The sequence below is a fragment of the Marinobacter guineae genome, assembly GCF_002744735.1.
GTDB classification, from domain to species: domain Bacteria; phylum Pseudomonadota; class Gammaproteobacteria; order Pseudomonadales; family Oleiphilaceae; genus Marinobacter; species Marinobacter guineae.
This window is the reverse complement of sequence record NZ_KZ319340.1, coordinates 1,187,076-1,207,194: the sequence shown is the minus strand read 5'-3', so window position 1 is coordinate 1,207,194 and position 20,119 is coordinate 1,187,076. Positions and strand designations below refer to the sequence as shown.

General features: G+C 58.8%; 19 protein-coding genes. 13 read left to right on the top strand and 6 right to left on the bottom strand.

From position 1 onward, the window contains the following. Positions 1 to 6 precede the first annotated feature (6 nt). Complete coding sequence (locus CLH62_RS13515) at positions 7 to 2,328, bottom strand: LPS-assembly protein LptD (RefSeq protein ID WP_228152858.1); 2,322 nt, start codon at positions 2,326 to 2,328, stop codon at positions 7 to 9. Between the two features lie 245 nt (positions 2,329 to 2,573). On the opposite strand from CLH62_RS13515, the gene CLH62_RS13510 reads away from it, so the two are divergent. From CLH62_RS13510 to CLH62_RS13500, 3 genes are read left to right on the top strand one after another with little or no spacing between them, the layout of a single operon-like run. Then, positions 2,574 to 3,620, top strand: coding sequence for an aminoglycoside phosphotransferase family protein (locus tag CLH62_RS13510; RefSeq protein ID WP_099618655.1), 1,047 nt, complete (start codon positions 2,574 to 2,576; stop codon positions 3,618 to 3,620). Between the two features lies 1 nt (position 3,621). Then, positions 3,622 to 4,302 (top strand): N-acetylmuramate alpha-1-phosphate uridylyltransferase MurU, encoded by a 681-nt coding sequence (murU, locus tag CLH62_RS13505; protein ID WP_099618654.1) that lies wholly within the window; start codon positions 3,622 to 3,624, stop codon positions 4,300 to 4,302. A 4-nt stretch (positions 4,303 to 4,306) separates the two neighbouring features. Next, on the top strand, positions 4,307 to 5,065 hold the full coding sequence (locus CLH62_RS13500; protein ID WP_170005802.1) for a DnaJ domain-containing protein: 759 nt from the start codon (positions 4,307 to 4,309) through the stop codon (positions 5,063 to 5,065). An 8-nt stretch (positions 5,066 to 5,073) separates the two neighbouring features. Here the strand turns inward: CLH62_RS13500 and CLH62_RS13495 are convergent, their stop codons facing one another. After that, positions 5,074 to 5,970: a DUF3530 family protein gene (locus CLH62_RS13495; protein ID WP_228152844.1), complete on the bottom strand. Its 897-nt coding sequence runs from the start codon at positions 5,968 to 5,970 to the stop codon at positions 5,074 to 5,076. A 161-nt stretch (positions 5,971 to 6,131) separates the two neighbouring features. Between CLH62_RS13495 and rpe the strand changes: the two genes are divergently transcribed. From rpe to trpC, 6 genes are all read left to right on the top strand, one after another. Continuing rightward, positions 6,132 to 6,818 carry a ribulose-phosphate 3-epimerase gene (rpe, locus tag CLH62_RS13490; RefSeq protein ID WP_099618652.1) on the top strand — a complete coding sequence of 229 codons (687 nt, stop codon included), beginning with the start codon at positions 6,132 to 6,134 and terminating at the stop codon, positions 6,816 to 6,818. Next, positions 6,815 to 7,504 carry a phosphoglycolate phosphatase gene (locus tag CLH62_RS13485; protein WP_099618651.1) on the top strand — a complete coding sequence of 230 codons (690 nt, stop codon included), beginning with the start codon at positions 6,815 to 6,817 and terminating at the stop codon, positions 7,502 to 7,504. The genes rpe and CLH62_RS13485 overlap by 4 nt, the downstream gene beginning before the upstream one ends. Before the next feature lie 232 nt (positions 7,505 to 7,736). Next, positions 7,737 to 9,224, top strand: coding sequence for an anthranilate synthase component I (trpE, locus tag CLH62_RS13480; RefSeq protein ID WP_099618650.1), 1,488 nt, complete (start codon positions 7,737 to 7,739; stop codon positions 9,222 to 9,224). Between the two features lie 16 nt (positions 9,225 to 9,240). Continuing rightward, the gene (locus tag CLH62_RS13475; protein ID WP_099618649.1) at positions 9,241 to 9,822 is read left to right on the top strand and encodes an aminodeoxychorismate/anthranilate synthase component II; all 582 of its coding nucleotides are present in this window, start codon (positions 9,241 to 9,243) and stop codon (positions 9,820 to 9,822) included. Between the two features lie 11 nt (positions 9,823 to 9,833). Further along, positions 9,834 to 10,862 carry an anthranilate phosphoribosyltransferase gene (gene trpD / locus CLH62_RS13470; protein ID WP_099618648.1) on the top strand — a complete coding sequence of 343 codons (1,029 nt, stop codon included), beginning with the start codon at positions 9,834 to 9,836 and terminating at the stop codon, positions 10,860 to 10,862. A gap of 244 nt (positions 10,863 to 11,106) precedes the next feature. Next, on the top strand, positions 11,107 to 11,928 hold the full coding sequence (trpC, locus tag CLH62_RS13465) for an indole-3-glycerol phosphate synthase TrpC (RefSeq protein ID WP_099618647.1): 822 nt from the start codon (positions 11,107 to 11,109) through the stop codon (positions 11,926 to 11,928). Positions 11,929 to 12,062: 134 nt separating this feature from the next. On the opposite strand, the gene CLH62_RS13460 is transcribed toward trpC, so the two are convergent. Next, entirely contained in the window at positions 12,063 to 12,677 is a 615-nt protein-coding gene (locus CLH62_RS13460) for a DUF4202 domain-containing protein (protein ID WP_099618646.1), read from the bottom strand. Positions 12,678 to 12,892: 215 nt separating this feature from the next. Between CLH62_RS13460 and CLH62_RS13455 the strand changes: the two genes are divergently transcribed. After that, positions 12,893 to 14,026: a GGDEF domain-containing protein gene (locus CLH62_RS13455; protein WP_099618645.1), complete on the top strand. Its 1,134-nt coding sequence runs from the start codon at positions 12,893 to 12,895 to the stop codon at positions 14,024 to 14,026. 54 nt (positions 14,027 to 14,080) lie between these two features. Here CLH62_RS13455 and CLH62_RS13450 read toward each other — a convergent pair whose 3' ends face one another. The 3 genes from CLH62_RS13450 to CLH62_RS13440 all read right to left on the bottom strand — a co-directional run bounded on the left by CLH62_RS13450 (position 14,081) and on the right by CLH62_RS13440 (position 16,628). Then, on the bottom strand, positions 14,081 to 14,698 hold the full coding sequence (locus tag CLH62_RS13450; protein WP_099618644.1) for a glutathione S-transferase family protein: 618 nt from the start codon (positions 14,696 to 14,698) through the stop codon (positions 14,081 to 14,083). A gap of 93 nt (positions 14,699 to 14,791) precedes the next feature. Further along, positions 14,792 to 15,526, bottom strand: coding sequence for an alpha/beta fold hydrolase (locus CLH62_RS13445; protein WP_099618643.1), 735 nt, complete (start codon positions 15,524 to 15,526; stop codon positions 14,792 to 14,794). A 1-nt stretch (position 15,527) separates the two neighbouring features. Continuing rightward, positions 15,528 to 16,628, bottom strand: a complete 1,101-nt coding sequence (locus CLH62_RS13440; RefSeq protein WP_099618642.1) for a M14 family zinc carboxypeptidase — start codon at positions 16,626 to 16,628, stop codon at positions 15,528 to 15,530. Between the two features lie 284 nt (positions 16,629 to 16,912). Between CLH62_RS13440 and CLH62_RS13435 the strand changes: the two genes are divergently transcribed. From CLH62_RS13435 to CLH62_RS13425, 3 genes are all read left to right on the top strand, one after another. Beyond that, complete coding sequence (locus tag CLH62_RS13435; RefSeq protein WP_099618641.1) at positions 16,913 to 17,881, top strand: ABC transporter substrate-binding protein; 969 nt, start codon at positions 16,913 to 16,915, stop codon at positions 17,879 to 17,881. Positions 17,882 to 17,979: 98 nt separating this feature from the next. Next, entirely contained in the window at positions 17,980 to 19,014 is a 1,035-nt protein-coding gene (locus tag CLH62_RS13430) for an ABC transporter permease (protein WP_099618640.1), read from the top strand. A 10-nt stretch (positions 19,015 to 19,024) separates the two neighbouring features. Continuing rightward, on the top strand, positions 19,025 to 20,083 hold the full coding sequence (locus tag CLH62_RS13425; RefSeq protein WP_099618639.1) for a quaternary amine ABC transporter ATP-binding protein: 1,059 nt from the start codon (positions 19,025 to 19,027) through the stop codon (positions 20,081 to 20,083). Positions 20,084 to 20,119 lie beyond the last annotated feature (36 nt).

The window sequence follows — 20,119 nt, the reverse complement described above, 5'->3', positions numbered from 1 at the left end:
TCCCGGTCAGGGAGTTCCATACCGGCGGCTCTCCCTTTCATCAAACCCGTAAATCGCCTCGGAAATCCGCGACGAGGCACCGCCACTGCCACCCAGACCCTTGAGCTGAACCTGGAAAAGGATTCGGCTCTCAAGCTCCCTGTCGTCGGTCAGGTAATTCTGGTGAACCACCTGAACACTCCAGCAGCAGTTGTTATATTCCAGACCCGCCAGGGAGCCTACCGTGCGATCAAGATCCGAGTCGTAGACCCAGCGGCCGATGAGACTAACACGATCCGACACCGGGAAAACGGCCGCAATGTCCGATTGTTCCAGTTCGTCCCGGCTGTAGGTGTGGCCCAGGCTGGCCAGGTAACGATAGTCGCTGGAATGGAAAGTCAGCTGACTTCGACCCTCTTCGGTCTTACCGGTATCAGGATCCCACAGACCGGAAGACCGGATTTCCAGGGTTTCCAGCGGATTGAGCACCACTTCCCCCGCCAGCGGCGAGCGGCTCCGGGTACCTCCACCCTCACCGAACAGGGTGACCTCACGATCCTCGAAATAGTGCACCTGGCCGAGACTGAACCGGGCACGCTCGGCTCCTGTGAGCAGGTCATTGAAACGGCTGGTCAGGGCGACGGTCAACTGGTTGGTATCGCCAACCCGGTCGCCACCTGTAAAACGGTCCGGCCGGAATAGCTGGTCAAAGCGGAATGTCTGAAGTGCCGTATCAAAGTCCGGAATATCATTCTGGTCGGCTTCGGCATCGGCCCAGGCGTAATACAGCCTCGGCTCGAGGGTCTGGTTGTAGGGCACATCGAACACGCGCCCCTGTCGGTCGAAATACAAACCATTGTCCCATTCGGCAACCGGCACGGTTCGATCAAAGGAACCGTCGCCAAGATCGTAATCTTCAAGCTCATAACGGGTATAATCAACGCTAAACGAAGGCCGGCTGAAGCCCCATAGGGCTCTCATGGGCAAAGCCAGCTCCGGCCTCGCCCGAAAACGCTGGCCATTGGCCCGGTCCAGGCCTGTCAGGCCTTCATTTTCCCGATAGAAAACCGTGTACTGACTGTCCAGATTGGTCTCGAACACGCCCGCTTCCGCCTGACCCGCGTAGATCACATTTGGCAGCTGGGCGTAGGGTTTGTTCTGGTTGGTGATACGCTCGCTGATGGTCTGGTAATCGTTCAGATAGGCGTCGAAATATTGCTGGGCACTGCGATAGGTAAAGCCACCTTTGCGCTGAAGGTGCGTTGCCTGGTTGATTGCCAGGCTGCGATTCAGGTCGCTGAGATAATCGTCGTCACTCACCGCGGAGAAATCTCCGTAACCGGACCAGCCACTGCCGAAGTTTGCCCTTGTTGTGGCATCCAGGGCCCAGCGCTCGCCCGACTCACCGGGGTTCTCTTCCTCGTATGCCGAGTCGTTGCCGATGTAACCCAACTGCAGAACCGTCTGGCCAAGGGAGCTCAGGTACCGGCCTTCCGCCTCGTTGAACAGGCCCCGGCCGTGAATGTACTGGGGCGTGAGTGTGGCGTCATAGTGCGGCGCCAGATTCAGGTAATAAGGCACTGCGAGAAAGCCGCCGCTTCCAGCACTGGAGGAACCGAACTGGGGGTACAGGAAACCGGATTTCCGGCGGTCATCAATGGGAAAGCTGGCCCAGGGCCAATAGAAAACCGGCATATCCAGAACCTCGAGGCGAACGTGCCTGGCAGTGCCAAACCCCTCCGCCCGATCCAGTTTGATCTCCGAGGCAACGATCGCCCAGTCATTCTGCCCCGGGCCGCAGGTGGTCAGTAGCCCGTCCTCAATCACGACCTGTTGCTCGCTGAGCCGTGCCAGACTGCCGGCCCGGCCGCGCATTTCCGGACCATGGAGTAAAAAAGTGGCGGTGTTGACGTCGAGGCGTCCGGTCTCAACGCTGTAATTCGCGCTGTCACCAGTCAGCAGGAAGCCAGTGCCTCGGCTCACCAGAGGCCCCTGAACCGACACCGTCCCCTCGGCCTGACTGTATCTTGCTTCCGAACCCGTTACCTGGAACTGACCCTGTCGAATGCGGACATCGCCCTGAAGGAAGAGCTCCTGATCTATCTCGTAGCGGGCATTCAGGCCACTGGCCTCCAGGGGCTGTTCCGCGTCAACGCCTCCGGCGAAGGCGCTGCCCACGCCTTCACCATCGCCGGACGGCAGGTAGCCGCCATCACAGAACACGGGCAATGCCAACCTGGCCTTTTCCGGCAATTCTGCCCTTGGCCGCCAGTCAATCTCCGCCGCCGAGGGCGGCGTTTCAGCATAGCCAGTGGCGCACCCGAGCCCCAGCGTGCCAGCCAACAGCAATCGGCCATACCGGCTCTGCCACCGGTTTTTCGGCGTCTGCAGTGGGCGTTCGGGACATGGCACGGTGGCTGGATCCTGTTCCGGGTGAATGAGAGTGCGGGCAACGCTGAACGCCGCCTAGTTTACACGTGCCCTCCGGGGTTGTTAACGGAAACTCCGCTGCAAAACCGTTTTACCCTCTTTATACTCGTCTGCTAACTTTCCCAGTCAGCGACAACTTAATTTAAAGGATCGCAACCCGAACTATGGACACCCGCCTGCAGTTGCTGACCGAATGGGTCAGACAGTTTCCCGGCTTTGAGCGATGCAAGGCCGAACCGGTTTCCGGCGACGCCAGTTTTCGCCGTTATTTCCGGGTCTGGCAGGGTGTGGGCCAGAATGAGCCCAGACCCTTTATCGTGATGGATGCGCCGCCAGAACACGAAGACTGCGTTCCCTTTGTAGCCATCGCCCGGCACTGGCACCGACAAGGCGTGGCGGTGCCGGACATTATGCAGGCGGATTTGAAACAGGGCTTTCTGCTGCTGGAGGATTTTGGTGACCAGCTGATGCTTGCGCAGCTGACCGATGACTCTGCGGACCAGCTTTACCGGAATGCGCTGGATGAACTGACCCTGATTGCGCGGCAGACCTCGCCCGCCGACTACCCGCTACCGCCCTACGATGCCACATTGCTTGATCGGGAAATGGCGCTGTTCCCGGACTGGTTACTGGAACAGCAGCTGGGCATGAATCTCGAAAACAGCGAAAAGGCCTTACTGGACACCACCTTTTCCATACTCCGTGAAAGCGCGCTTGCCCAGCCAGAAGTTACCGTCCACCGCGACTATCACTCCCGTAACCTGCTGGTGCGTCCGGGTGAAGCCCGCCCTGGCGTCATCGATTTTCAGGACGCGGTGGCCGGGCCAGTGACCTACGATGTGGTCTCACTGCTCAAAGATTGCTATGTCCAGTGGCCCGAAGGTCGCATCTGCAACTGGCTGGAGGTATATCGCCAAAGCAGCCGTGAAGCCGGACTACACCGGGCAGACCGGGAAACTTTCCGCCAGTGGTTCGAATTGATGGGCATGCAACGGCACCTGAAGGCGGCCGGAATATTCGCACGCCTGTCCATCCGGGACGGCAAGCACAGTTTCCTGAATGACATTCCCCGCACGGTTCAGTACCTGATCGTTGCCAGCAGCCGGCAGCCAGCCCTGCGCCATTTTCACGAATGGCTCAGCGACCGGGTAATGCCCCTTATCGAGGCCAACATAGGCCCGGCCCCGAAGCAGGAACAGGAGCACCACTGAAGTGAAAGCGATGATTCTCGCAGCTGGCAGAGGCGAACGCATGCGGCCGCTGACCCTGGCCACCCCCAAACCCCTGCTTTGCGCCGGGGGCAAGCCGCTGATTGTTCACCACCTTGAGCACCTGCACCGTGCGGGATTCAGCGAAGTAATCATCAATCACGCCTGGCTGGGCGACCAGATTGAAGAAACCCTGGGCAATGGGGATCGGTTTGGCCTTTCCCTGCGTTACTCCCGGGAGGGTGAGCCCCTTGAAACCGCCGGAGGCATCGTCCGAGCCCTTCCACTAATCACTGGGGGTGAATCCGACTGGTTCCTGGTGATCAATGGTGACATCTGGAGCGACTTTGAACTGTCCAGGCTCAAACCACCAGAGCAGTCAGACGCATTGCTGGTGGTCACCGATAATCCACCACACCATCCCGAGGGCGACTTTTATCTTGCGCCAGAGGGTGTGTTGGCCGAATCCGGCCCTGACAGCCTGACCTTCACTGGCATCAGCCTTTTGCACCGTCGCCTGTTTAAGGGTCTGACGGACCAGGCCGGCAAACTGGGGCCGGTCCTGCGAAGAGCCATGAGCGAGGGCCGCGTGGAGGGCCTCTACCATCCGGGCCGATGGGTGGATGTCGGGACCCCGGAACGACTCAGAGCGCTGGACCAACAACTTCGCGGCGGGAGCTCCTGAGACCATGGCAAGCAGTGACAAACAACCCGTACTGCCGGCCCGAATGGAAGCCGAATTTTCCAGCCTGATGCGGGAACTCTCGGCGTGCGGCCATCAGGCCCCAGCCCTGATTGAGCGGGCCCAGCTTCCCCGCTGGTGCCGGCGGCCCCTGTTCTTTTTCCTGGGCTACATTGCCAGGGCGGAAGGCCGGGTCACCGAAGCCGACATTGGCAACGCAGAATCGCTCATCAAAGCCATGAAGCTGTCGGCGCGCCAGCGCCGACGGGCCATCGGCTGGTTTCAGCAGGGCAAAGCCGCCGAGAAACTGCCCTTTTTACGAGGCCTGGCCCTGAGGCTGTCGAGACGACTCTGGCCGGCGCCGGCCCTGAAAACCGCCATCTGCCTGTGTCACGCCAGCCAGCTCAGCGGCCGCCCCGGCAAACCCCGGCGTTACCGCTGTGAGGACGCCATAGACCAGATTGGTCTGCCCGTAGGCGTCAGTGAAGACATCTTTAACAGCTACGCCAGCAAGGTCTGGGCTCGCTACACAAAGAGCATCTCCAAACCAACCAGTTATCAGCAGGCCTGCGAGCTGCTGGGGGTTACCCGGCGGGATTCACTGGAAGTCATCAAGCGGGCCTACCGCAAAAAAGTGTCCGAATGCCATCCAGACAAGCTGGCGCAGCAGCAGGTCAGTGCCAGCGAAAAAAGTCTGGCCAAGGAACGATTGTTGAATTATCAGCAGGCCTGGGAGCTGATAAAGCGTCACCACGCCGCCGGCTGAGCATTATTTCAGCGGGATTCCAACCAGGCCGCAACGCGGCTGGCTATAACATCACCAAGTGCCACCGAGGGAGGGCTGAACCAGGGGATCGGTTGCCGCTGGTAGCCGCCAACACCTGCCCGAAGCAGCTTCTCACCGGTACTCCAACCCGCCTCATCACCTCTTGACCCTGCCGGATGAAGATCCAGCAACGCGATGCCGAGCGAAGCCAGGCGCTCTGGCAAGTCCACGCGGTCAACGGGATAAAACCGGGGCGCGACCCAGACCAGGGCCGACGCGCTCGCGCCCTCCAGGATCCGGTTGGTCACATGAATGCTCGCCCGGCCGATACCCAAAAGCACCGGCGTCTCGTAGCCCCGGTCGATCAGTTCGGCCAGTCCTGCCTCCAGGACCTGGCTGATCCGGTTGCGGTAGCGGGCCTCCAGATCATCCGCATTTTCCGGCTGCATAACGTCAATCATCACCGACTCGGTGGGCGCTTCATCATTTACTTCCTGCCCCGGGGCACTCACAACTGGTCGCACCAGTATTCTTTGCAAGGCAGGAGACGAGGCTTCCAGGCCAAGCGTCAACACCGCCCACCCCCTCGCAGACAATGCCCTGGCCATTGCTCCCGCCAATCCGGATGCGGCAGTTTCACCTTCATCAGCCAGAACCACCACGGCGCCCCGGGCCGGCAGCCTGATCTCAGGATAAAACAGCCCCAACGCGCGCTCGCCCTCTTCAAGCTCCAGCCAGACCCCGGCCTCGGGAAACGTCTGGCTCAGCCCTCGTTCACCGGTGCCCGTCCAGATCAGGAACCGATTCGCGGGCTCCGTGACCGATACCGTCGGCGCCTGCTCAGCCGACTCTTCTTCCTGGGCGCCCCCCGCCGGTAGCGCCACAGCGACCAACGCAGCCACCACAAAAAGCCACCTGACCGGATGTCTACAAACCTCGATTCTATGCACAGATCCTGACCCTTTGACTGCGAAAAACACGACTGAGCTGTTAGACTAGCACTCGCTTTGACTATGCGGCAGGGGCCGCTGACCACGCCATTATTCATTGTTGTGAGAGAGCCGTCATGAACCCTTACCTGATTGCCCCATCCATCCTGTCCGCCGATTTTGCCCGTCTGGGCGAGGAAGTTGACAATGTCCTGGCCGCCGGCGCCGATGTTGTGCACTTCGATGTAATGGACAATCACTACGTACCCAACCTGACCATCGGTCCCATGGTATGTGAGGCGCTTCGCAAACACGGGGTAACGGCTCCCATTGATGTCCACCTGATGGTCTCACCGGTAGACGACCTGATCCGCATGTTCATTGATGCCGGCGCCAGTTACATCACCTTCCATCCGGAAGCGTCCAACCACATCGATCGATCTTTGCAGCTGATCCGTGAGGGTGGCTGCCAGGCCGGCCTGGTGTTCAACCCGGCCACACCGCTGCATTACATGGATCATGTCATGGACAAGCTGGACATGGTTCTACTGATGTCCGTGAACCCCGGTTTCGGCGGCCAGAAGTTCATTCCCGGTACCCTGGACAAGCTGCGGGAAGCCCGCAAGCGTATTGATGCCAGCAACTTCAACATCCGGCTGGAAATAGACGGTGGCGTGAAGACTGACAACATTCGTGAAATCGCCGAAGCCGGGGCGGATACTTTTGTGGCCGGTTCCGCCATCTTCAACACCGATGACTACAAGGCCACCATCGACGCCATGCGCGAAGAACTCGAGCAGGCCCGCAAGGTCATCAGCCAATGAGCCTGGCGGGATTGTTCAGTACCCGCTGGCCGGGCGTTGCCCTGTTCGACCTGGACGGCACCCTGGTGGACAGTGCGCCGGATCTGTCGGCGGCTGTCGACCAGATGCTGGAGCACCTGGGCCGTTCACCGGTCGGTATTGATCGGGTACGGCAGTGGGTCGGCAACGGCGCGAGTATTCTGGTGCGCCGTGCCCTGGCCGGGCAGGTGGACTGGGAACCGGCACGGCCGAAAGACGACGCCTTGTTCAAGGACGCCCTGGCGATTTTTTACCACGCCTATGGCACCCTTAATGGCCGGCATTCGGTGGTCTATGCCGGTGTCGAAGCGTGCCTGACCCACCTGAAACAGCAGGGCTGTCGGCTGGGCGTGGTCACTAATAAACCGGAACAGTTTGTGGCGCCCCTGCTCGAGCAGATGGGCCTCGATCACTGGTTCGACCTGAGCGTTGGCGGTGACACCCTGCCGGTGAAAAAACCGGACCCGGCTCCGCTGCTTCATGCCATGGAGGCTTTGGGCGGAACCCGCGGTACCACGGTGATGGTGGGGGATTCCGCAACAGACATTAACGCGGCATTAGCGGCCGGCATACCCTGCGTGGCAGTCCGCTACGGTTACAACTATGGGCCTGCGGTCGATACGCTCGGCGCCGACGCAGTTGTTGATTCGCTGGCCGAGCTTTTGTAATCTCACAAGGAACTTACATTGAGCACTTCTTTACGGGAGATTCCTGCCGTGCAGGGACTGAATCTGATTGCAGCGCGAGGCATCCTGACCACCCGCGCGACACGATGGTGGCGATGGCGCACTGGCTGAGCAAGCCCGGCGGCTGACTGGCACCTGCCTGTCGAGACCGCAGCACCTGATGGAAGCACCAGGCTTTCGTCCACAATGCAGATCAGATTCAGGAAACCGTACCATGACACCCGAGCAATTCTCCGAGCTCGCCGGCGCCGGCTTTAACCGCATCCCCGTTTACCGCGAAGTGCTGGCCGACCTCGACACACCTCTGAGCACCTACCTCAAGCTGGCCAGCGGGCCTTATTCCTACCTGTTTGAATCCGTTCAGGGCGGCGAAAAATGGGGCCGTTACTCGATTATCGGTTTACCCAGCCACGAAGTGCTGAAGGTATTTGATCACCGTGTAGAGATCAGCCGCGGCGGTGAGATTGTGGAAACAAACGAGGTGGACGACCCACTGGCCTTCGTCGAGACCTACCAGAAGCGCTTCCACGCACCGGACCTGGACGAGCTGCCCCGCTTCAACGGCGGCCTGGTGGGCTACTTCGGATACGACACCGTGCGCTACATCGAAAAGCGGCTGCGAAAGAGTTGTCCGCCCGATCGCATCGGCACGCCGGACATCCTGCTGATGGTGTCCAACGAGATCGTGGTTTTCGACAACCTGCGCGGCAAACTGCACCTGATTGTGCATGCCGATCCTGCCTTGGAAGGCGCCTTTGACAAGGCCCAGACTCGAATTGATGAACTGGAGAACCGTCTGCACCGGCAAACCGCCGACGCGCCACGTACTCCCGAACACCTTCGTGGCAAGACAGTGGATGAGAGCGACTTCATCTCCGGCTTTACCCAGGACAAATTCGAAGCCGCAGTGGACAAGATCAAGGGCTATGTGCTCGACGGCGATGTCATGCAGACCGTGATCTCCCAGCGCATGTCGATTCCTTTCGAGGCGCCACCGCTGAACCTGTACCGCTCGCTTCGGGTATTGAACCCGTCCCCCTACATGTATTTCCTGGATCTGGAGGACTTCCACATCGTTGGCTCCTCCCCGGAAATCCTGGCCCGTGTGGAAGACGAGGAAGTCACCGTGCGGCCCATCGCCGGTACCCGCAAGCGTGGCGCCACCGATGCCGAGGACAAGGCGCTGGAAACCGAGCTGCTGGCTGACCCCAAGGAAATTGCCGAGCACCTGATGCTGATCGACCTGGGCCGCAACGACGCCGGCCGGGTATCGGAAACCGGCACCGTGCGCCTGACCGACAAGATGATCGTGGAGCGCTACTCCCACGTGATGCACATTGTCTCCAATGTCACCGGCCGCCTGAAAGAGAACACCAGCTGCCTGGATGTCCTGCGCGCCACCCTGCCCGCCGGCACCCTCAGTGGTGCACCGAAGATCCGGGCCATGGAAATCATCGACGAGCTGGAGCCGGTCAAACGCGGCGTTTACGGCGGTGCCGTGGGTTACCTGTCGTTCAACGGCAACATGGACACGGCCATCGCCATCCGTACCGCCGTGATCAAGGACAAAACCCTGCATATCCAGGCCGGCGCCGGCGTGGTGGCCGATTCGGTGCCCCGTCTTGAGTGGAAGGAAACCATGAACAAAGGCCGCGCCATTTTCCGCGCGGTCGCCATGACCTACAACGATTTCGACCACTGAGGCGGAGGAACGGATTATGTTGCTGATGATCGATAACTACGATTCCTTCACCTACAACGTGGTGCAGTACCTGGCGGAGCTGGGCGCAGACGTACAGGTGTACCGCAACGATGAAATCACCATTGAAGAAATTGAAGCCCTGAAGCCTGAGCGCCTGGTGATCTCCCCCGGCCCTTGCACCCCCAACGAGGCCGGCATCTCCATGGCAGCCATCCGCCACTTTGCCGGCAAGCTGCCTATCCTGGGTATCTGCCTGGGCCACCAGGCCATTGGCCAGGTGTACGGCGGCGACATCATTCGCGCCGGGCGGGTGATGCATGGCAAAGTGTCGCCGGTGTTCCACAAGGACACCGGGGTTTTCCGGGGCCTGAGTAACCCTCTGCAGGCCACCCGCTACCATAGCCTGGTGATCGACAAGACCACCCTGCCAGACTGCCTGGAAGTGACCGCCTGGACCCGCAACGACGATGGCTCCATCGAGGAAATCATGGGGGTGCGCCACAGGACATTGCCAATCGAGGGCGTGCAGTTCCATCCGGAATCTATTATGACCGAGCAGGGTCACGAGCTGCTGCGCAACTTTCTGAGAACCCAATAAGAGGCCGACACATGGACATGAAAGAAGCTCTCAACCGCATTGCCTCCAACCTGGACCTGTCCCGGGAGGAAATGAAGGACGTGATGCGCATCGTCATGAACGGCGAGGCGACGGACGCCCAGATCGGCGCGTTTCTTATGGGGCTGCGCCTGAAAAGCGAAACCATCGACGAAATCACCGGTGCGACTGAGGTAATGCGCGAGTTGGCGACAAAGGTCACCGTGAACGCCGAGCCTCTGGTCGATATAGTCGGCACCGGCGGTGATGGCGCCAACCTCTTCAACGTATCCTCTGCCGCATCCTTCGTGGTGGCGGCGGCCGGCGGTTTCGTGGCCAAGCATGGCAACCGGGCCGTATCCTCAAAAAGTGGCAGCGCAGATCTGCTGGAAAAAGTGGGCATCAACCTCAGCATGAAACCCGAGGAAGTGGCCCGCTGCGTCGAGGAAATCGGCGTCGGCTTCATGTTCGCCCCGGCCCACCACGGCGCCATGAAACACGCCATCGGCCCCCGCAAGGAACTGGGCTGCCGCACCCTCTTCAACATCCTCGGCCCGATGACCAATCCGGCAGGCGTTAAACGTCAGCTCGTGGGCGTATTCACCCGGGAACTCTGCCGGCCGATGGCGGAGGTGCTTCAACGCCTGGGTGCGGAGCACATCATGGTGGTATGTTCAAAGGACGGTCTGGATGAAATCAGCCTGGCCAGTGCCACCCATGTGGCGGAACTGAAAAATGGCAAAATTACCGAATACGATATCACCCCGGAAGACCTGGGCATCAAGAGCCAGTCGCTGATGGGCCTGAGCGTGGACACCGCGGACGAGTCTCTCGCCCTGATCAAGGCCGCCTTTGGCCGTGGTCACGATGAGATGGCCGAGAAGGCCCGGGATCTGATTGCCCTGAACGCCGGCGCGGCCATCTACGTCGCCGGTCTGGCAGGCACAGCCAAAGAAGGTGTGGATATGGCACTGGACGCTATGGGTTCTGGTCTGGCGGCGGGCAAGATGTCCGAGTTGGCTGACTTTTCTCAATGTTTTTGATCCCGGCCTGCTGAGATTGCAGCCGGACGAGCTGGTGGGGTGTCCCTTCCGAAACACGCCCGTGAATCCCCCTGGCGGGGTCCAGTCAACAATCGCAGATTGTTGCCGTTCGCCTTTCGCATGAAGCTTTGCTTCATAAGCGCTCGGTCGAACCCATGTAGGGCTTGGCTGCAGCCATCCATGGCTGCAGACAGTTTCGGAAGGGACACCCCACCACCTCTCGCATACTTTTTACGGGCCTGATATGACTGACAGACATTTGGAAAAGACACCTACGATTCTTCGGAAGATCGTTGATCGGAAGTGGGAAGAAATCGACGAGCGCAAGACCAAGGTCAGCATCGACGACTTAAAGGCCATGGCGGGAGACCTGCCGACGGCGAGAGGCTTCGCGAATGCCTTGCGTACGCGGATTGAAGCCCGAACGCCCGCCGTCATCGCCGAAATCAAGAAGGCCTCGCCCAGCAAGGGCATTCTCCGTGACCCGTTCGAACCGGAAGCCATTGCCGAAAGCTACGAAAAAGGCGGCGCCGCCTGTCTGTCGGTGCTCACCGACAAAGATTTCTTCCAGGGCCACGAGGACTATCTGGTCGCCGCCCGCAATGCCTGCAGTCTACCGGTGATCCGAAAGGACTTCATGGTCGCGCCCTACCAGGTCTATGAAAGCCGGGCTATCGGGGCCGACTGCATCCTGCTGATCGCTGCCTGCCTCACCAGGGACCAGGTGCAGGAACTCGAAGGCATCGCCCACGACATCGGTCTGGATGTTCTGGTGGAAGTGCACAACGGTGAGGAACTGGATGATGCACTAACCCTGAAAACACCACTGGTGGGCATTAACAACCGTAACCTCCACACCTTCGATGTTTCCCTGGACACCACCTTCGATTTGCACGAGCGGATTTCTGCAGATCGCCTCACCATCACCGAAAGCGGCATCATGACCAGAAATGATGTGGGCGCGATGACCAGCCGTGGCATTTATGGCTTTTTGGTCGGTGAATCGTTTATGCGAGCAAAGGAACCGGGACAAAAACTCCAAGAGCTGTTTTTCCCTGAGGGCTGACTCCTTCAGATGGGGTGAGTCAGCGGGTAAGGCTTGCCAAAATCGTGCGGAGCCATGGATGGCGGAGCCGAGCGTACACGGACGTATTTACAGCGTATTTTGGCAAGCCTTACCCGCTGACTCGCATGCACCCATCAGGCCTCAGGTTCCGACAAAGCTTCCTGTAGCAACGCCAATAAATGCGCCGGCATTCCCTCAGCAAGCCTGAGCGCCGCCTCATGCCCACGGGGTGACATCTTGCCCCAGGTCCGGCGCACGATGCGTAGCCACTTCTCCCGGTCGTAATCCGCCTTTTCTTCGTAGAAATCCGCGAAATAACGCTCAAGGAACACCATGCAGGCAACATCCTCAAGAAGCTGGGTGTCCTCATCCTGCCGGAGCTCGCGCTTGGTCAGAATCGTTTCCACCCGCTCGCATTCGCCCGCAGGGTAGCCACAGTCCGCCATGATTTCCGCCGCCCGGCGCCCATGCATCCGGCCACAGGCCTGGCGCCATTGATAGTAGGCCTTGCGGCCCTCCGGGTAATCCTTGCGCGGCATCGTCCAGCGCTCGATGTGCTGGGCCCGGCAGGCGATCTGCATGCGCTCTGATGGATCGGCCTCCAGCTCGAACAACCAGCGAGTCATATGCAGGCTATAGGCATACTCCTTGGGAAGCAGCTCGTCGCCAACCTGTTCCCGGTTCGGATCTGCCAGATTGGCTTCATCGATGGCATCCAGAGCGCATTGCAGGCGTGGGGACTGTGGCATGAGGCGTGTACCTGATAAAGAAGTGAAACACCGCCTGAACTGGTTCCGAGCGGCGCTTCATTCTAGCGTTTTGACAACAGGGCCTCTACCACCTAAAACACACTCCGCCCTGCGCCCGTTACTCCAAATAGGTAAGCACTTTACGGCATTGTTAAAACGGGCTTCGTGGTAAAGAATGAACAAGCGATCAAAAATCAAAAAAAGAGTTTTCCCGGATGTTCTATTCACCGCCGGTTGTACCCCAGAAGTGGCAATCCGCCCACGAGGCTCATACCCAGGCGGTAGAGCAAAAATTTGTCGTGGTTGCGGCCTGGATACTGCTAATTACCGTGGTCGTGTACCAGTTTTCCCACGACATCCGCAGCTTCCACAGCTCCAACCTCCTGGTAACCGAGTTTGCTATCCGGATGCCGGTTATTCTTGTGGCGCTGACCGCGCTGTCCACACACTACTTCGGGAAACCACGCTGCTCTGGCCGGCTGCTGTTACAGCTGCTGGCGCTGTCATTGATGGTCATGATCCTGGCGCTTTTACTGCTCCACCTGAAAAACGGTACCAACGAGTTTCACCAGATCAGCAATGGCCTGGTGATCAGCTTCTTCGGCGCTTCCATGCTCTCGGTCCGGGGGCTCCGCGACTGGCCCTTGCTGTTCCTGCTACCGATAGCGACGTTTGCCAGTCTGGCGGTTTTTCTTGATATTGCATTGGAGGACGTCGGACCACTGGTCTTCGACCCGCTAATGATGATGGTCATCGGCATGATTGTAATGACGGCGTTGCGGCATATTCTGACCAGCGAATTCCTGGCTCGTCAGCAACTCCGGGAGGTGGCGTCCACCGATCCGCTAACCGGACTCCTCACCCGTCGCGCCATGGAACCCCTGATGGATCATGAGCTGCAACGGGCAAAACGGGCTGATGTGCCCTTCAGTCTGGTGCTGGGCGATCTGGACCTGTTCAAGCGAGTGAACGATACCTGGGGCCACGACACGGGTGACCTGGTTCTGCGAGAGACTGCGAGACGGCTGAAAGTCGCACTCCGACACCAGGACGCACTCTGCCGCTGGGGCGGCGAAGAGCTGCTGGTGCTGCTGCCGGATACCCCCATGGAGGGCGCTCGGGAGGTTGCGGAAAAGCTCCGGGAGGTTGCGGAAAAGCTCCGGGAGGCCATGATCCCTGCGATTGACGCCCATGGCCAACCGATAACCCAGACCATCAGTCTGGGTGTGGCCAGCTTTCAAACGGATGATACTGTCGAAGCCATCGTCGGTCGGGCCGATGAGGCCTTGTATCTCGCCAAGCGTAACGGCCGCAACCGGGTCGAGGTAGCCTGCCGGGTTACCGGGTAACCATATTGCGGGCTTTTTTGACCGAAGTCCGGCCATTGGGGCCCTGACCGGGGCTCAGGCCTGAGCCGAAGGTCGCGCCTTGATGCGGTCATACCAGGCCTGGAGATTGGTCTGCTCCGGCTTGATGCGGATATTGACCACCCGCGCAAAGGCGATGGCGGTGAAAGCATTGATGTCCGCGGCAGTGAACCGGTCGCAGCAGATGTATTCCTGATCTTCCAGATGTTTGTTCAAGAAGTGCATGAATTTCTCGACACTCTTGCCACATTCTTCACCCCATTCCTTGATCGGATTCATCCGGTCCTTGAAGTACCCCGTGGTGTGCTGGAAACACATACCTGCCGGCATAAACAAGGACATCTCAATCCAGCGCAGCCACTGCTCAAGCTGCGCTTTTTCCAGCGGCGTGTCACCCAGCAGGCTCGGAGTATCCGGGTAGCTTTCTTCGAAGTAGCGGCAGATCGCCATGGTTTCGGCAATACAGGTACCGTCGTCCAGTTCCATCACCGGCACTTTTTTCATGGGATTGCGGGCAACATACTCGGGAGTCAGGTTTTCACCCTTTTGCAGGTCGATTTCGATGAATTCTGCTTTGTCGAGAAGGCCCTTTTCGGCCATGAACATGCGCACGCGTCGGGGGTTTGGGGCAGTTTTGGTCTCGAAGATTTTCATTGTTATGGGCTCCGTTCCTGATGATCTCTGGCAGTATGAAAGGATAAAACCGAAAGACTGACTGGAAAGAAGAGTTGCGTCAAGCAACCAATGCTAGCGAGGCAACCAGCTGCGAATCTGCTGGATGATCCACTCCGGCTCATCCAGGGGCAGGTCATGGCCGGCATCAGGATGCAACTTCAATGTCCACTGCCAGCGCTCTTCCAGGGCCGCACTGCAACGCCAGTGAACGATGCGGTCACCACGGCTGGCCAGCAACAAGGCGTCCGGCAGAGGGCGTTTCTGCCCTGGCATGTAACGCGCAGCCGCCGCCATCTGGTTCATGGCATTGCGGGTGCTGACCGGGCGCTGGCGCTGAATGCTGTACCACTGTTTCGCCAGGGACAACGGAACCTCACGATTGCAGGTGAGCCGGAGGATGTCCCGTTCACGGTCAAACAATTCCTTGCGGCCCAACAGCCTTAGAACCCGGGGCCAGGCCCCTGGGCGCATTCGTTGCCACGTCGGGCTGAAGCCGGAACTGGTGTTGATCAGGATCAGATTCTGAATTTCACCTTCGGGCACGTTCTGGGCCCAGTCCAGAGCAACCATCCCCCCCATGGAGAGCGCCAGGAGACTGAATGGCTTGGGGATATGACTTACCTGCTCACAGACTTTTTCACGAATACCGGCCACGGAGGCCGGACTGGTATCCCGATAGTGCACACCCGTACCGGGCAGATCGACAGCGTGAAAGTGGTGGTCCGGGAACCTATCCCGCAGGAGGGCCGGAAAGTCTCCCCAGTGCGCTCGCTCCCGTGTCAGGCCCCGCAACAGAATCCAGTGCATGCTATTGAGAATCCCGGTACCAGTGCATGATGGCGGCTTCTCTCAGCATGGACTCCTCTTCCCGGGTGGGCAACCAGTTTTCATGGCTGGCGGCGGCATTGACCAGAAAGTCCATCCAGCTCAGATGGCTGCGCAATACCCTTTTGTGCCTGTGGGGCACCAATGGGTTGAAGAAGCCCTGGAGCCGGAGCAGCTGGCGCGGGCGTTTGCGGATCCAGCGCCAGGATCCCATTTCCAGGGTCAGCGGCAGGAAAACACCGGCATTCTCACGATTCACCTGTTTGTAGAAGTAATCCCACAAATCACCGTGGGTGAGATAATGGCGGGACTGGGGTTCAAAGCGGTAATCGTGGTTCGGGTAGGCCTGTTCCCAAATCAGCTTCAGGGCCATCACTGAGGCAATGCGACGCATCGGCCGGCGACGATAGGCGTAGGGGAACCAGATCTGGTCCTGCATGCCAAAACCGGAATGGCAGTCCAGGGCCACACTGAACGGGCGACCGGGCAGCAGCTCCTGAATCACCGTTTCCAGGGCCTCGTTCTCTGGCTCCATGCCCTGCTCCGGGTCTCCCGTGTACCAGGGTAGCCGGGGCGAGAATCGCTGGCCACCAAGCAGAAAGGCGCTCCGGTCCTGGGCGGTGATCGGCGCGTTGCGCATCAGGTCCACGCCATTGGGATTGCTGCGTTGATTCAGGTACATACCCCCCGGATTCAGAATGGGCAGCACCGTTATCCGCACTTTCTGCAAAAGGTCCGCGAGATGCTCATCCCAGGTGACCCGGGCCAACAGGGATTGCATCCAGGCCATGACCACCTGGCTGCCGATCCGCTCAAGCCCGTGCACCCCTCCTACCAGAAGCACGGCGGGTACGTCTGACCGTGTCGAGCCGATGTCCACCCGGTAAATCGGTAGCGAAAGATCGTTCATCGTTACCCGATCGACCACTTGGGTGGTCACCAGTTCCGGCGCCTCGGCCAGCAGGCGCTCAAGCCCGACCATTTCCGGGAGAAATGTACGCAACAGCCGGCGTTGCCGGCCATCCCGGCTGGCCTGCTCGCTGGCGATCGATGTGTGGGGCGTCAGGTCTCGCAATTCTGTCATGGCAGCCTCCTGGCTCAGAATCTGCGGAGTCTAACGGTTGATTGCTACAGCTTGTTGACGGTCAGGCGCGAAATATGTCTTCATTAAAGACGTATTTTGAATACGCCCTTGTAACTGAGCTGAGGTTCGTTATCCTGATCATTAAGTATTAACCGAGAGTTTGAGTTTGTTCTGTCACATTTTCGACCTGAACATTGCCAACTACCCGGTCCCAAAGGACCGCGGCCAGCTAGTACCGGAAACACCCTTCGAACATCACAAACCCTGAAAAAGGAGAAGTGACTATGCGAAAGCTTACGTCTGCTGCAATGCTTTGCGCACTCTCAATACCCGCCACGGCCCAGGCCGAATGCGGCGAGGTATCCATCACCGAGATGAACTGGGCGTCCAACACGGTCGTTACCAACGTGGCCACATTCATCATGGAGCAGGGTTATGGCTGCGACGTCACTATTGTTCCTTCCGACACCGTTCCGGCGGTGACCTCGGTCGCCGAAAACGGTGAGCCGGACATTATCACCGAACTCTGGTTGAACTCCGCAGGCGAGGCTTACTTGCGGCTGGAAGAACAAGGCAAGGTCGAACGCCTGAGCAGGGTACTGGATCCGGGCGGCGTTGAAGGGTGGTGGATTCCCACCTACCTGGCGGAAAAGCACCCGGAGCTGACCACCATCGAAGGCGTGATGGCCAATCCGGAACTCGTAGGCGGCACTTTTAATAACTGTCCGGACGGATGGGGTTGCCGCGTTGTCAGTGATAACCTGATTCGTGCCCTGGACCTGGAAGAATCCGGAATCGAAGTCTTTAACCACGGCTCAGGTGAAACCCTGGCTTCTTCCATGGCCTCGGCTGTGCAAGAGGAAGAACCCTGGTTTGGTTACTACTGGGGCCCCACCGTGCCGCTCGGCAAGTACGATATGACTCGGGTTGAGCTGGGCGAGTACAAGCCAGAAGTGCACACGAAAAACCAGACTGCTGACGCCGATAATCCGGGCGTTTCCGAATTCCCGGCAGCTACCATCCTGACGTCGGTAACCTCGGACTTCAAAGAGCGCGAGCCGGAAGTTGCCGAGATGCTCAGCAAAATGACGTTCAAAACTGCCACCATGAGCTCCATTCTGGCCTGGATGGACGAGAACAACGCGTCAGGTGAAGAGGCCGCTGTGTATTTCCTCAGCAACAACAGTGACGAATGGTCAACCTGGCTGAACGATTCGGCCAGAGAACGGCTGGCTAAAATTCTCAACAACTGACCGACCTGCCCCGCCCGGGACCTCAACTTTGCAGTGTCCCGGGCAGTTTCCCGAAAACCGATCTGATTCCAGACGCGCGCAGGAGAGACTGACCGCCCATGGCAACCTACGATTCCCTGTTTTCATCATTAGGTCTCAAGGAATGGTGCTCTGAAGGCACGAGCAGTGGCCCCATGTCGATGGCCGATTTGCTGAACAAAACCAAGGGAGAGAGCGCCGAACCAGCCTCTATCTGGGACCTTCCGTTCCCGTCCATGGACGCACTGAACGAGTCCTGCGCGGCTTTCCCCCAGTCCCGGGAACTGACCAAGGGGCTTGAACAGGGTTTTCTGGCAATAAAGGACAGCCTCAGCCTGGTGCTCGACCCACTCACCCAGCCTCTGAGCTGGGCACTAGACGGGGCACTTTACGGGATGCTCACCACGCCCTGGTGGATCGTGATCCCCGTGTTGCTGGCGGTTGTTTATGTGGTTACCAAATCCTGGAAACTGATGCTTTTTGTCGGAGGCAGCATCGTGCTTCTGGCGTTCATTGATCATTACAGCTACGCCATGCAGACCCTGGCGATTATTCTCGTCTGCGCTTTTATCTGTGTGCTGTTCGGGGTGCCAATTGGTATTTCCATGGCCCGCAGCGACAAGCTTCAGCGGCTCATCATTCCGGTTCTGGACATGTTGCAGACGCTGCCCCCGTTCGTATATCTGATCCCGCTGATTTTTCTGTTCAGTGTCACCGAATCAAAACTTTACGGTATCGCCATCATTCTCTACGCCATTGTTCCGGTCATCCGGCTGACCAACCTGGGCATACGGCTGGTCGACAAAGACGTCATTGAGGCCGCTGATGCCTTCGGCATGACGCCGCGGCAAAAACTCTACAAGGTCCAGATTCCGCTGGCACTGCCCAACATTATGGCCGGGGTGAACCAGACCATCATGATGAGCCTTGCCATGGTTGTTATTGCATCCCTGGTGTCCGCACCGGGGCTTGGGGTACTGGTTCTGCGTGGCATACGTAATCTGGAACTGGGGGTTGGTCTGGTATCCGGCCTGGGCATCGTGATCCTGGCGGTCATTCTCGACCGGGTTACCAAGGCATCACTGGCACGCATTAACGTCTCGCAGAAGCAGTGAGGAAAGACCCATGGCAAAAGACATAAAGATTTCGATAAGAAACCTGTTCAAGATTTTCGGTCCGACTCCGGATGTGGCCCTTGAATATGTTCGCCAGGGCATGAACAAGGCCGATCTGCTGGAGCAGCAGAAACACGTTCTTGGCCTGCGGGACATCAATGTGGATATGCACGATGGTGAAATCACCGTGATCATGGGGCTCTCGGGTTCCGGGAAATCGACCCTGATCCGGCACCTGAACCGCCTGATTGATCCAACCGCCGGCGAGATTCGGGTCGACGGTGAGGACATCATGAACTTTAGCGAAGAACAGCTTCGCCAGCTCCGGCGGGAGCGCATGTCCATGGTTTTCCAGAAATTCGCCCTGCTCCCCCACAAGACCGTGCTGGAAAATGCAGGCATGGCCAAGAATATCCGCGGCTACACCATAGCTGACTTCGAAACCGATGCCAGGAAATGGCTGGCTCGGGTTGGTCTTGAAGGCAACGAATACCAGTATCCACACCAGTTGTCCGGCGGTATGCAACAGCGTGTCGGGATTGCCCGGGCGCTGGTCTCCGACGCACCGATCATGCTGATGGACGAAGCTTTTTCAGCGCTGGACCCATTGATCCGCTCAGACATGCAGGACTTGTTGCTGGCACTGCAGGAGGAGCTGAAAAAAACCATCGTGTTCATCACCCATGACCTTGATGAGGCCCTGAAGCTGGCCGATCACCTGGTGATTCTCAAAGACGGTGAAATCGTCCAGCAAGGTGATCCCCAGGAGATCCTGATCAACCCGGGTGATCCCTATATTGTCGATTTCATCAGCGACATTAACCGGGCACGGGTTTTGAGGGTACGGTCGGTGATGAGCCAGCCAGACGCTGGTGAAAGCACTTATGCGGGTGACATCTCGGAGAAGGATAACCTCGAGTCGGTACTCCTGAAATCCGGCGGTGACATGTCTCTGAATTACCGGGTAATGCGTGACCAGGAGCATGTGGGCACTCTTCACATGAAAGACCTCGCCCTCGCACTGGTGCCGACGGCAGCCTCAGAAGACCGGAGTAAAAGCGCAGCCTGAACACCGCGGCAGGGTTACAAAACCGCTGCCAGGGTC

What these genes read in the sequence shown, in the direction of transcription:
- CLH62_RS13510 (WP_099618655.1), top strand. Translation starts at nt 2,574, where the DNA reads ATGGACACCCGCCTGCAGTTGCTGACCGAATGGGTCAGACAGTTTCCC.
- CLH62_RS13500 (WP_170005802.1), top strand. Translation starts at nt 4,307, where the DNA reads ATGGCAAGCAGTGACAAACAACCCGTACTGCCGGCCCGAATGGAAGCC.
- rpe (WP_099618652.1), top strand. Translation starts at nt 6,132, where the DNA reads ATGAACCCTTACCTGATTGCCCCATCCATCCTGTCCGCCGATTTTGCC.
- CLH62_RS13485 (WP_099618651.1), top strand. Translation starts at nt 6,815, where the DNA reads ATGAGCCTGGCGGGATTGTTCAGTACCCGCTGGCCGGGCGTTGCCCTG.
- trpE (WP_099618650.1), top strand. Translation starts at nt 7,737, where the DNA reads ATGACACCCGAGCAATTCTCCGAGCTCGCCGGCGCCGGCTTTAACCGC.
- CLH62_RS13475 (WP_099618649.1), top strand. Translation starts at nt 9,241, where the DNA reads ATGTTGCTGATGATCGATAACTACGATTCCTTCACCTACAACGTGGTG.
- trpD (WP_099618648.1), top strand. Translation starts at nt 9,834, where the DNA reads ATGGACATGAAAGAAGCTCTCAACCGCATTGCCTCCAACCTGGACCTG.
- trpC (WP_099618647.1), top strand. Translation starts at nt 11,107, where the DNA reads ATGACTGACAGACATTTGGAAAAGACACCTACGATTCTTCGGAAGATC.
- CLH62_RS13460 (WP_099618646.1), bottom strand. Translation starts at nt 12,677, where the DNA reads ATGCCACAGTCCCCACGCCTGCAATGCGCTCTGGATGCCATCGATGAA.
- CLH62_RS13455 (WP_099618645.1), top strand. Translation starts at nt 12,893, where the DNA reads ATGTTCTATTCACCGCCGGTTGTACCCCAGAAGTGGCAATCCGCCCAC.
- CLH62_RS13450 (WP_099618644.1), bottom strand. Translation starts at nt 14,698, where the DNA reads ATGAAAATCTTCGAGACCAAAACTGCCCCAAACCCCCGACGCGTGCGC.
- CLH62_RS13445 (WP_099618643.1), bottom strand. Translation starts at nt 15,526, where the DNA reads ATGCACTGGATTCTGTTGCGGGGCCTGACACGGGAGCGAGCGCACTGG.
- CLH62_RS13440 (WP_099618642.1), bottom strand. Translation starts at nt 16,628, where the DNA reads ATGACAGAATTGCGAGACCTGACGCCCCACACATCGATCGCCAGCGAG.
- CLH62_RS13435 (WP_099618641.1), top strand. Translation starts at nt 16,913, where the DNA reads ATGCGAAAGCTTACGTCTGCTGCAATGCTTTGCGCACTCTCAATACCC.
- CLH62_RS13430 (WP_099618640.1), top strand. Translation starts at nt 17,980, where the DNA reads ATGGCAACCTACGATTCCCTGTTTTCATCATTAGGTCTCAAGGAATGG.
- CLH62_RS13425 (WP_099618639.1), top strand. Translation starts at nt 19,025, where the DNA reads ATGGCAAAAGACATAAAGATTTCGATAAGAAACCTGTTCAAGATTTTC.